At 68.0% G+C, this 11,323-nt stretch carries 8 protein-coding genes; all 8 read right to left on the reverse strand.

Translation table 11 applies throughout. From position 1 onward, the window contains the following. Nucleotides 1-50: 50 nt before the first annotated feature. The gene (galE, locus tag QPK31_RS13945; protein WP_290423534.1) at nt 51-1,055 is read right to left on the reverse strand and encodes a UDP-glucose 4-epimerase GalE; all 1,005 of its coding nucleotides are present in this window, start codon (nt 1,053-1,055) and stop codon (nt 51-53) included. A gap of 158 nt (nt 1,056-1,213) precedes the next feature. Next, a complete protein-coding gene (locus tag QPK31_RS13950; RefSeq protein ID WP_290423535.1) occupies nt 1,214-1,960 on the reverse strand; it encodes a WecB/TagA/CpsF family glycosyltransferase in 747 nt (248 codons plus the stop codon). A gap of 7 nt (nt 1,961-1,967) precedes the next feature. Beyond that, entirely contained in the window at nt 1,968-3,074 is a 1,107-nt protein-coding gene (gene wecB / locus QPK31_RS13955; RefSeq protein WP_290423536.1) for a non-hydrolyzing UDP-N-acetylglucosamine 2-epimerase, read from the reverse strand. Nucleotides 3,075-3,160: 86 nt separating this feature from the next. Next, nucleotides 3,161-5,122, reverse strand: a complete 1,962-nt coding sequence (locus QPK31_RS13960) for an alginate lyase family protein (protein ID WP_290423537.1) — start codon at nt 5,120-5,122, stop codon at nt 3,161-3,163. After that, a complete protein-coding gene (locus tag QPK31_RS13965) occupies nt 5,119-6,213 on the reverse strand; it encodes a glycosyltransferase family 4 protein (protein WP_290423538.1) in 1,095 nt (364 codons plus the stop codon). The genes QPK31_RS13960 and QPK31_RS13965 overlap by 4 nt, the downstream gene beginning before the upstream one ends. 115 nt (nt 6,214-6,328) lie before the next feature. Beyond that, nucleotides 6,329-7,612 (reverse strand): phenylacetate--CoA ligase family protein, encoded by a 1,284-nt coding sequence (locus tag QPK31_RS13970; RefSeq protein WP_290423539.1) that lies wholly within the window; start codon nt 7,610-7,612, stop codon nt 6,329-6,331. Then, nucleotides 7,594-8,823 carry a glycosyltransferase gene (locus tag QPK31_RS13975; RefSeq protein WP_290423540.1) on the reverse strand — a complete coding sequence of 410 codons (1,230 nt, stop codon included), beginning with the start codon at nt 8,821-8,823 and terminating at the stop codon, nt 7,594-7,596. The genes QPK31_RS13970 and QPK31_RS13975 overlap by 19 nt, the downstream gene beginning before the upstream one ends. A 207-nt stretch (nt 8,824-9,030) precedes the next feature. Continuing rightward, nucleotides 9,031-11,268 (reverse strand): heparinase II/III family protein, encoded by a 2,238-nt coding sequence (locus QPK31_RS13980; RefSeq protein ID WP_290423541.1) that lies wholly within the window; start codon nt 11,266-11,268, stop codon nt 9,031-9,033. Between the last annotated feature and the right edge of the window lie 55 nt (nt 11,269-11,323).

Here is an 11,323-nt window from a genome sequence, read left to right on the forward strand (position 1 = left end):
TCTGCCGTTTTGTCGCCTGGCTATCCGTGTTTCCCTAGGTAGTGAATATCTCAGGCCTTGCCGTTCACGGTCTGGTAGTGCCAGGTGTCGGCGCACATCTGCGCCACGTCGCGCGTGGCTTCCCAGCCGAGTTCGTCGCGTGCGCGGGCCGGGTCGGCGTAGCACTTGGCGATGTCGCCAGGGCGGCGGTCGACGATCTGGTAGGGAATCGGGCGGCCGCAGGCCTTTTCGAATGCCGCCACCATTTCCAGCACGCTGTTGCCGCGGCCGGTGCCGAGGTTATAGGTCAGCAGGCCCGGCGCCTTGGCCAGCTTTTCCAGGGTCTTCACGTGGCCGATCGACAGGTCCACCACGTGGATGTAGTCGCGCATGCCGGTGCCGTCCGGGGTCGGGTAGTCGCCGCCATACACCGACAGCTTGTCGCGCTGGCCGGTCGCCACCTGGGCGATGTAGGGCACCAGGTTGTTCGGGATGCCGGAAGGCTCTTCGCCGATCAGGCCGCTTTCGTGGGCGCCGACCGGGTTGAAGTAGCGCAGCAGCGCGATGCGCCAGTCGGGCTGGGCCTTGATCAAATCGCGCAGGATGTCTTCGATCATCAGCTTGCTGCGGCCATAGGGATTGGTGGCCGAGAGCGGGAAGTCTTCCAGGATCGGCACCGAGGCCGGATCGCCGTACACGGTGGCCGAGCTGGAAAACACCAGGGTCTTGACGCCGAACTTGGCCATGGTTTCGAACAGCACCACGCTGCCCGAGACGTTGTTGTCGTAGTAGCGCAGCGGCTGCGCCACCGATTCGCCGACGGCCTTCAGGCCGGCGAAGTGGACCACGGCATCGACCTTGTGGGCGGCAAAGGCCGCTTCCATGGCCGCGCGGTCGCGGATGTCGGCTTCGATCAGCTCGAAGGTTTTGCCGGTGATCTGTTGCACGCGCTCTTGCACGGAGCGCTGGGCATTCGAGAGATTGTCGACCACGACCACGTCGTACCCGGCCTGCTGCAACTCGACGACGGTGTGGGAACCGATGTAGCCCACGCCGCCCGTAACCAGAATCTTCATTGTCGTCACTCTCTATTCTTGTCGATGAGCTTGTCAAAAAGCTTGTCGATCAGTCGATACGCGCCTGTATCGGCGCTCAAGGACGGCACACTGCCATCCCCCCGTTTGTTCTTTCGCTTGCGGCTCTTGCCGGCCGCCTTTCCCTATGTTCTTTTCAACTATGTTCTTTTCTGTCCGGCCGCTTCCTTGATGAACAGCCAGACAAAGGCCATGTCATCGATGAAGTAACGCCGGAACATGCGGCGCGGCTCTTGCAGGAAGCGGTAGAACCACTCCAGGCCGGCACGCTGCATCCAGCGCGGCGCGCGCCTTACCCGCCCGATCGCCACGTCGAAGGTCCCGCCCACGCCCATGGCGAAGGGGATCTTCATCTCGCCCTGCCAGCGGCCGAGAAATTGTTCTTTCTTGGGCGAGCTGATCGCCACGAACAGCAGGTCGGCGCCGCTGGCGCGCACCTGTTCGGCGACTTGCGCTTCTTCCGCATCCGTCCAGTAGCCGTTGCGCCAGCCGGCGATCGTCAGCTCGGGATAACGGCGGCGGTAGGTATCGGCCACCGCGGCCACCACTTCCTCGCGCGCGCCGAGCAGGAACACGCGCCAGCCCTTTTCGCCGGCGCGCCGCATCAGCGCCTCGAACAGGTCGATGCCGGCGACGCGTTCCTTGAGCGGCTTGCCGAGCAGGCGCGAGGCCCACACCACCGGCATGCCGTCGGCATTCACCAGCGCGCAGTCGTTGACGATGCGGCGCAGGTCCGGATCGCGGCTGGCCTTTACCAGCTTGTCGACATTCACCACCACGTGCTGATGGGGCTGGCCGGAGCGGATGAATTCCTCGATACGCACGAGGGTTTCCTCCATCGACAGGTTGTCGATCCTGCAGCCCATCATCGTGATGGCGGATGTCATGGCCGTCTCACCCCAGTTCGCCCGCGAGGATGGCGACGATGCGTTCGGCGGCCTTGCCGTCCCACAGGTGCGGGCGGCGGCCCTGCTTGCCTTCGCCGCGCAAGACCTTGCGCGCTTCCAGCAGGATTTTTTCCGGGTCGGTGCCGGCCAGCACGTTCGAGCCCTCTTCCACCGTCACCGGACGCTCGGTGTTGTCGCGGATGGTCACGCAAGGCACGCCCAGGGCCGTGGTTTCTTCCTGCAGGCCGCCGGAGTCGGTGAGCACGACGGCGGCGTCTTTCCAGAGGTTCAGGAAGGCCATGTAGGCTTGCGGGCCGGCCAGGGTGATGTTCGGGCCGAGGTCGATCCCGAACTTGGCGATGTTGGCGCGGGTGCGCGGGTGCACCGGGAAGATCAGCGGCAGTTCCGTCGCGATTTCCTTCAGGGCGCCGGCGATGCGGGCAAAGGTTTCCGGCTCGTCGACATTGCTCGGGCGGTGCATGGTGACCACGCCGTAGCGGCCGCCGTTTTCCTGCGCCGCGGCCTTGAAGGCGGCGGTCTCGAAGCCCGAGGTGTCTGCGCGCGTGAGCTTGTCGGCCTGGTACAGCACGTTGTCGACCATCACGTGGCCGACGTAGTGCACGGCGGAGTCGGCTTTGCCTTCGCGGCGCAGGTGCTCGACGGCAGCCGGCTCGGTGGCGAAGAACCAGTCCGAGATGCTGTCGGTGACGAGGCGGTTGATTTCCTCGGGCATGGTCATGTCGCCGCTGCGCAGGCCAGCCTCGACGTGGGCCACCGGTATGTTGAGTTTCTTGGCGACGATCGAGCAGGCCAGCGTGGAATTCACATCGCCCACCACCAGCACGGCGGCCGGGCGCTCGGCCACGCAGAGTTCCTCGAAGCCGACCATGATCTTCGCGGTCTGCTGGGCGTGGCTGCCGCCGCCGGCGGCCATGAACACGTCGGGCTGGGGAATGCCGAGTTCCTCGAAGAAGACGTCGTTCATGTCGCGGTCATAGTGCTGGCCGGTATGGATGATCTTGAAGCTCAGCTTGTCCTGCGCCTGCAATGCGCGCACGATCGGCGCGATTTTCATGAAATTCGGGCGTGCGCCCGCGACCAGATAAATAAGCATGTTTGGACGATCCTGCACTGTAGTAATTATAGAAACGGTCTTGAAGAGAACTTACAACCCGCACAACTTAACAGAGTTGAAACTAATTAGAAAAACGTTATTGTAAACCTGCACTCGACAGGAACGGCGGACGATACGGTGCTGATGCGCAGCACATCGCAGGGCTCCTTCGATTCGTAGCAGCGCGAGTACCAGCCCAGCGGCGGATTCTCGGCGCCGCGCACCAGTTCCAGCTTCAGGTCGGCGCCGCTGGCCTGCATCTGCAGGGCGAAGCGCTTGCCGCGCACGTGCAGGCCGGTGCTGGTCAGGCGCACGTTCAGTTCCGGTGCGAAATGCCAGAACAGTTCCAGCGGATGCGGGCGCTTGCCGGCTACCTCGTCGCGCACCGTCAGCGTCGAGCTGGTGGCGTCGAAGCGCACGCTGCGCACGTGGCGCACCGGGTCGGACAGGCGCGCGTAGCCGTCGTGCGAGCCGCGGAAATCGAATTCGTGGGGCGAGGTCGGCATCCGTTCGATGCTGGCGCGCGCTTTTCTCAGCCACAGGAAGCGCCCGCCCGAGACCGACTGGTCGCGGCCGTCGATGCGCACCGTGTTGTGGCTTGACGTGCCGCGGAAGTAGTCGCGCCACTTTTGGTCTTGCCAGTAGGAATAGGTGCCGGGGTCGACCAGGACTTCCTCGCCGGCCACCGACAGCGTCATCGACAAGGCATCGGCGTGGCCGTGGGCGGCGATGCCGAGGTAGCCGAGCGGGCCGCAGTCGAGCATGCCCTTGATTTCGTCGGGGGCGCCGAAGTGGGAACCGAACAGGAAATAGCCGCCGTCGGGAAAGGCCCAGCCGGTGTCGGGTTCGTGGGCGTCGGCGTCGGGACGGCGCCCGGGCAGCGCGTGCAGCAGCCAGCGCACGCCGGGATGCTTGTCGGGGGCGGCGCCGAACACGGTGTCGCCCAGCGCCAGCAGTTGCGCGGCGCGGTCGCTGCCGGCGGCGTCGAGGCGGAACACGATGCCGTCGTCGGCGTCGCCCACCATCGGCACGTGGCCGCCGACGTCGCGCACCGAGCGCAGGAAGCGCAGCGCGCGCTGCAGCACGCCCCAGTAGTTGCGCGAGAACGGCACGCCGGTCGCCTGCCCCACCAGGCCGGCCACGAACAGGAATTCGGCCGAGAACACGTGGTAGGCAAAGGCTTGCTCGCGGTTCACGCCGTCGAGCGAATACTGCAGGCGCGCTTGCTGCTCGAGCTCGCGCCGCGCCTGCTCCATCCAGGCGCCGGACTCCTTCCAGCAGGGCCAGACCGAGGCGCCGACAAACAGGCCGGTGAGTTCGCCGATCAGGTGGTTGTTGGCCGAGGAGTGGCGCGACAGGTTGCGGGCAATCGTGCGGCAATGGGCGTGGATGCTATCCAGCCAGTCGGCGCGCAGGCGCTGCCCGGATTCGCCGGCGAACAGGCTGCTCGTCTCGCCGCCCACCAGTTGCCACAGCAGCGCCCAGTTGACCAGGCGGATGCCCATTTCCAGCGGACTGGTCCAGTTAGGGCCGGTGAGTGGCGGACACTGGTCGAGCCAGCTGCGCAGCTGCTGCTCCAGCGCGTGCAGCCAGCGCACTTCGCCCGACACGCTCCAGGCTTGCGCCAGGCGCACCAGGTGCAGGTGGCGGTTCAGTTCCCAGACGTGCTTGATGTCGCCGACCAGTTCCTGCCTGTCGATGGCGATGTCGCCCGAGAACACGGCCGGGCCGGTGATGCCGCTGTCGGGGTCGCGGTTCCAGACGGTGGGCACGCCGACGTCGAAGCTGCGGTCGGCGAACAGCACCACGTGGCCGGCGCAGACGCGGTCGGCTTCGGCCAGCAGGGCATCGACCTGGATCGGGTCGAGCGCGGGAGCGCCATGGACGTCGAAGGTACGGGCACGCGGCAAGGGGGCTGGCGCGGCGCGGTGGGCCGCGCCCCGGCTCATTCGCGTGCGCGCTGCCTGGCGCACACGGTAGCCGATCTCGGCCACCGACATGCAGCGCAAACGGTTGACCAGCCAAACCATGCGTACTGTTGCGTTCATCGCGTCCCCGCCAAATCGTTGTAGATCGCGGCCAGGCGGCCGCAGACTGCCTGCGTCGAATACTGCGCTTCCACCGTGGCCCGCGCCTGCGCCCCGAGCCGGGCGCGCAGGCCGTCGTCGCCGAGCAGGCGCGCCAGGGCCGCGGCCAGGGCGGCGGCATCGTGCGGCGGCACCAGCACACCGTTCACGCCATCCCGCACCAGCTCCGGAATACCGCCCACGCTGCTGGCCGCCACCGCCTTGCCGGCCGCCATCGCTTCCAGTACGGCCATCGGCAAGCCCTCGGCATGCGAAGGCAGGCAGAACACGCTGGCGCGCGCCAGCTCGGCGTCGCGCGCGGCGCCGTCCAGCCAGCCCGGCAAGGCGATGCGGTCGGCGATGCCGCGTGCGGCGGCGCCGCGCCGGAAGCCATCCAGGTCGCCATTGCCGCCCATGACCAGGCGCAGCTGCGGAAAGCGCGGCGCCAGCAGCGCCACGGCGTCCAGCAGTTCGGCCGTGCCCTTGGCCGGCTCCAGGCGGCCGAGGAAGAGGACGCGGCCCGGGATGCCCGCCCCGCCTGCCTCGCCGGCCGCGCCCGCCGTTACGGCCGGCAGGGGCACCGCGTTCGGCACCACCGCCACGCGTGCCTTCGGCGCGAAGTTGCGCAGGAAGGCGGCCCAGCTGTCGGACAGGGCGATGACGAGCGAGCTGCGCTCCAGGGTGTGGCGGATCCAGCGCCGCATCAGGACGCCGGAGCGCTCCAGCGCGTACTGGCGGAAGGTGCCGCCATGCAGGTGGAAAATGGTTTTGCAGCCAATGGCGCGCGCCAGCAGCAGGACCAGCGACTTGCGCACGAAACTCGCGCCGGTCGAGGCGTGGGCATGGACGATGGCGGGACGCTGCAGCAGGCAGGTACGCAGCGTGGCCCAGAGGCCGGCGCCGGCATGGACCAGCTTGGCCAGCGTTCCGCCTTCGCGGTGGGTGCTGACGTAGCGGACCGCCTCGCGCTCGAACAGGCCGCTCGCGCGCAGCACCGACAAGACCGCAGCCACCCCACCCCGCCCGTCGAGGGCCGTGCCGACCATCAGGATGCGCGGCGCGCGCGCTTTCATGCACGGACTCCGGACAGCATTCGCGCAACTCTGATGGAAAGGAAGGGGTTCACGTTTCTTGATAAAGGTACAATATTTCGATCATACATCAAGTATTTCTCCTCCCGCGCACGGTTCACATTTCAAATGCAATAAATTCATACTTGCCGTTCGGACCACGTGGAATCGCCGCAACCCGCTCCACGCCTACCTCGACGCCGGGCACGCGCAGGAGAAACTTGCTGCGCAGCGCAGCTTCGTCGGCGGCGTCGAAGGCATCGGTGGTGACCACCCGCAACACGAAGCGGGCGTCGCCCCGATACAACACCTGGCCTTCGAGCAGGCCGCGCTCATGGCCCTGGAACACGCGGTCGAGCCGCGCCACGATGCGCCCGTCGGGCAAGGTGACGGTCTTTTCCTGGCGCCCGATTACCGCTTTCACCGTGGGGAAGACGCGGCCGCAGGCGCAGGGCGTGCCATTTCCCGGAATCACGCGGTCGCCGGTGCGGTAGCGCGACAGCGGCATGGCCGGGTTGTTCAGCGTGGTGCCGACCAGCTCGCAGCTGCCATCGGCCAGCTCGAGCAGCTCGACGCCACCGTAGTCGGTAAGCACGTGGTAATTGCCGCGCTCGCAACTGCCGATCGCCGCCACCCGCTCGGCCTGGCCATACCAGTCGTAGACGGGCACGCCGAAGGCGCTTTCGACGGCGCTGCGCACGCCGGGCTCCAGGGTTTCCGAGGAAGTCATCACGCCGCGCAGCGCGCGGCCCCGGTAGCGCTGTCCGGCCGCGTTCAGCCAGGCCGCCAGGGCGGCGACCGAGGATGGATAGGCGTGGATGACCACCGGGTCGTGGCGCTCGAGCGCGCCGATGTAGGCGCCGATGGTGGCGTTCGACAGGTGGTAGGAGGACAGCATCAGGATCTTGCCGAACCAGTCGTGGCACCAGTAGCGCCCGTCCGGCGGCTGCTTCGGGCAAACGATCTCGCCGCGGATCCAGGCGCGGCGCTGGCCATGGCGAAAGCCGATCCAGGCCAGCTGGCGCTGGATGAAGCCTTCTTCGCGGATCACGGCGCCCAGGGTCTGGACCAGCGCCAGCGGCGAGCCCGAGGTGCCGCTGGTGCGGATCGTACTGCGCAGCAGCGTGGCCAGGGTGCGCGGACGCAGGAAGCGCTCCGGATGGCGCCCGACCTCGGTCTTGGCCAGCAGCCGGGTGCGCGGATCGATGCGCCGCAGGCGGGTGCCGTCCGGCGCCACCGCCACGCCGATGCGGCGCGCACGGCGGGCGATGGCGGCGTTCAGCAGCGCCGCCGACCGTTCCACCGCCGCCAGGCGCGGGTAGACCAGGTAGCGTCCCCAGAAGCCGCGCAGCAGTTCGCGCACGATCGCGCGCAGCGTGAACTTCAATGAGTAGGTCCACATGGCGGACAGATGGCGCTGTAGGCCTGCGCGACCTTGCGGCCGAGGATGTCGTAGCTTCGGTTGGTGCGCACCCAGGGCGGCCCGCGCGCGGCCAGCCGCGCCGCCAGTGCCGGGTCGCCCAGCAGGCGCAGGGTGGCGTCGGCAAAGGCCTCGGCCTGCATCGGGACACACAGCCCGGCCCCGCTTTCCTCCAGCACCAGGGCCTGGTCGGGGATGTCGTTGGCGACGCTGGGGATGCCCAGCGCCAGGTACTCGACCAGCTTGGTCGGCGAGGACACGTCGAACAGGGTGCCGCGCGGGATCGGCGACAGCCCGACTTCGGCGCGCAGCGCATAGCCGAGCGCCTCGCGCTGCGGCAGCCAGCCGGTCAGCAGCACGTGCTCGCCGAGCTGCAGGCTGGCGATCTCGCGCCGCATCCAGGCCATTTCGTCGGGCGAAGGCGCGTCGCCGGCGATCACCAGCAAGACCTCCGGCATGCGCGCGCGCAGCAGCAGGGCGACGTCGAGCAGGAAGCCGGACTGGCGCGACTGGGCCACGCTGCCCAGGTAGACGAGCACGCGCCTGCCGTCCAGGCGCGGGTCGGCGCTGGGGGGAATCGCGCTGCGCTCGAACAGGGCGCTGTCGACGCCCATCGGTACGGCCGTCATGCGCGCCGCGTCGATGCCGCGCCCGGCCAGCCAGGCGCGCATCGCCTCGCTTTGCACGAAGACGTGGTCGGCGCGCGGCAGCACCAGGCGGTACAGCAGCAGGCGCGAGGCGGCGGCGCGCAGCGCATGGGCCAGCCACAAGGCGCCCCTGCCGCGCCTGCCGATGGCGTCGCGGCGCACCTCGAAGCCTTCGACGATGGGAAAGGACATCCAGTACACGAACGGCAGGCCCAGCAGGCGCGCGGCCAGCCAGGCCAGGCAAGCACTGGCGATCTTGTCGCGCACCTGGATGCAGCCCGGACGCGTACGGCGCCAGGCGCGCAGCAGGCCGAGCAGGTCCCAGAGCGGCGACAGCAAGGCGGCGAAGCGGCTGCCCAGGCTGCCGACCACGTGCATGCTGCCGGTGTCGTGCCGCCCCGCCCCATCGGCATCGGCCTGCCCCACCAGCTCGGCATGCACGCCATGGCGCGGCAGTTCGGCGCCGAACAGGGTCAGCACGTCGGCGCGGCGCGGCGGCAAGGGGTCGCGGACGATGTAGGCAATCGATAGCGGACTGGAGCGCATGGGATGGCCGGCTGGTGGAGACCGGTCGATACTAGCGCAGCGCCATGCTTGAGACCCGGCCGCGGCAAGCGCGCGCACGGCGCCTTTGCGACCGGTCAAGCGCGGGAATGAATTGGAGACCGAAAGCCACGAATCCCAGGCGAAAAAAAATCCCCACGGCATGGAAGCCGTGGGGATTGCTTGCTGTGTGAACGGCTTGCCGTGCGATCAGTTCAGCGTGACCGTCTGCCCCGCCACCGTGACCGTGCGCACCGCGCCGGTCGTGGTCACCTGCACCGCCGGACGCTTGCAGCCGACGTCGAGCAGCACCAGGAATTCGGCGGCCGACTTGCCGTCGTTCGGCAGGTAGAAGGCGCCGTGGTCTTCGGTGACGCCGGCCTTCGGCGCCGGACCGGCCCACTTGGCGAAGCTGGCGTTGCCGTTCAGGCTGCGCACGCAGACCGACTGGCCGTTCGCCGCGATCTTCACCGCGCTCGTGTTCTCGACCGTCATCGCCACCGGGGCATGCAGGTTGAACTCGTAGGTGTGCGGCACGCTGGCGCCCAGCTTGTCGCGCACCAGGATGGCGTTGCCGGCATCGCGCAGGTGCCAGACCTGGCGCTTGGCCATGGTCAACTGGCCGCCGTAGGCCGCGGTGGCGTCGCCCTCGGCATAGTCGTAGCCCGGCTGGGCCGAGAAGGCCGTGATCTTGCCGTTGCGCTGCAGTTGTTCGCGGTAGCCGTTCACCAGCTGCCCCTTGCCGCCGTCGAAGGTGATGGCGTTCTGCGAGCGGCTCTGGTGGTACCAGTCGGTCCAGTAAGGCGAGCCGTACCAGTCGTACCAGCCGGCTTTGACGAGCAGCGGCTGGCCGGCCACCGACAGCAGGAGGCCGTTCTGGTCGCCGTGGCTATGGTTGAACGAGCCATACGGGCTGGACTTGAAGTAGAGCGAGCTGCGCGCGGTCGAGCCGATGTCGCTGTGCATCGCCACCCAGCCGATGCTCGGGTAATAGGCGCTGCTCGACGGCGGCGCCTGGGTCTTGGTGTCGGCCACCGGCATCGGGTACGGCGCCTGCAACAGCGACAAGGTGTCCTCGGTGCCGCCCAGCTTGTCGACGTACCAGGCCGCGCGCGGCGACACCATGCGCGAACCGAAGGCGTGGAACACGCGGGTGTCGGGCTTGGTCTCGGAGCCGTCGCCGAAGGCGTGGATCTTCGAGCCCGGCGGCGTGAACTGGGTGGCGAAGTCGAGGAAGCCGAGGGCCCAGGGCTTGGCGTAGAAGTTCACGCCGGTGGCCTGGGTGATCGGGTCCCACAGCTGCACCAGGTAGCCGGCCGCGTATTCGGCGTAGGCGGTGCCGTTGGCGAAGCCGCCTTCCGGGCCGGCCCAGGGCGACGGCGCATTCGCGTAGGCGCGGAACGAGAAGTCGAACCACTTCTGCGCTTCCGGGATGTCGCCCAGCGACAGCGAGGAAATCAGCACCAGGAATACCAGGCTGGTGTTGCCGTGCGAATCGAAGGGGTACTGGTCGAGGCGGCCGTTGTCGCCGGCCAGGTTGCCGTAGATCTCCTCGGTGCGCACGCGCACGGTTTCCAGCCAGCGCGCCTTGCGCGTGGCGTCGAGGTCGCCGGCCAGGCTGTCGACCGCCTTGATCAGGGAAACGGAAATCTGGCGCGTGGCCTGGTCCTGGTTGGCATAGCTGGTCGGGCCGGCCGGATTCAGGCTGGCCAATTGATCGCCCTTGCGCAGCGCCTCGTTCAGGAACAGCGGATCGCGCTTCATGCGCCACATGATGGCGGCCGCTTCCAGCTGGCGGCTGGCTTCGTTGATGCGCTGGCGGATGTCGGTCTGCTGCGAGGCCAGCGCCGCCGTCAGCGGGGTGGTGATGGCGATCGGCCAGCGCGCATCGTTCAGTGCCGGCAGCGCATTGATCTGCAGCTTGATCTCGTTGGTCATGCGGCTGACGTAAGGGTCGAGCTCGGCCTTCCTGGCGGCGTTCCAGCTCGCATACAGGGTGAACGACGGCGGCAGCGCGCGCGGACGCGCTTTCGCGGCGATGCGCTTGCGCAGCGTGGCGTTATCCGGCACCTCGAACACGGTCGAGCGGCTGGTCAGCTGGAAGCTGCGCGCGGTCGACCAGTCGTTGCTGCCGTTCGGGCGCACGCGCCAGGTGTAGTTCCCCAGCGGCAGTGCCTTGGATGGCAGGTACCAGTTGCGCTCGACGATGGCCTTGGTCGGCGCGCCGCCGACCGGGGTGATCTCGATTTCGTAGGCGGCCGGACCGTTCGGGTGGCGCGCCCAGGTGAAGCCTGGCGGGTTTTGCGCCTGTACGGCATTGTTGGTCGGACCCGGCTGGACGATCAGCGGGTCGGTCGACTGCGCCCAATCGGCACGCGCGTTCAGCGACAGTGCATACAGGGACGCCAGGGCAAGGGCCTGCAACAGGCCTTGTCGGGTGAATTTCATTGAATGATGCTCCGGACGATGCGATGACAATCGGGTAAGGCCATCCGGCGGGAAT

The sequence above is a fragment of the Massilia sp. YIM B02769 genome, assembly GCF_030411995.1.
Taxonomy (GTDB): domain Bacteria; phylum Pseudomonadota; class Gammaproteobacteria; order Burkholderiales; family Burkholderiaceae_D; genus Telluria.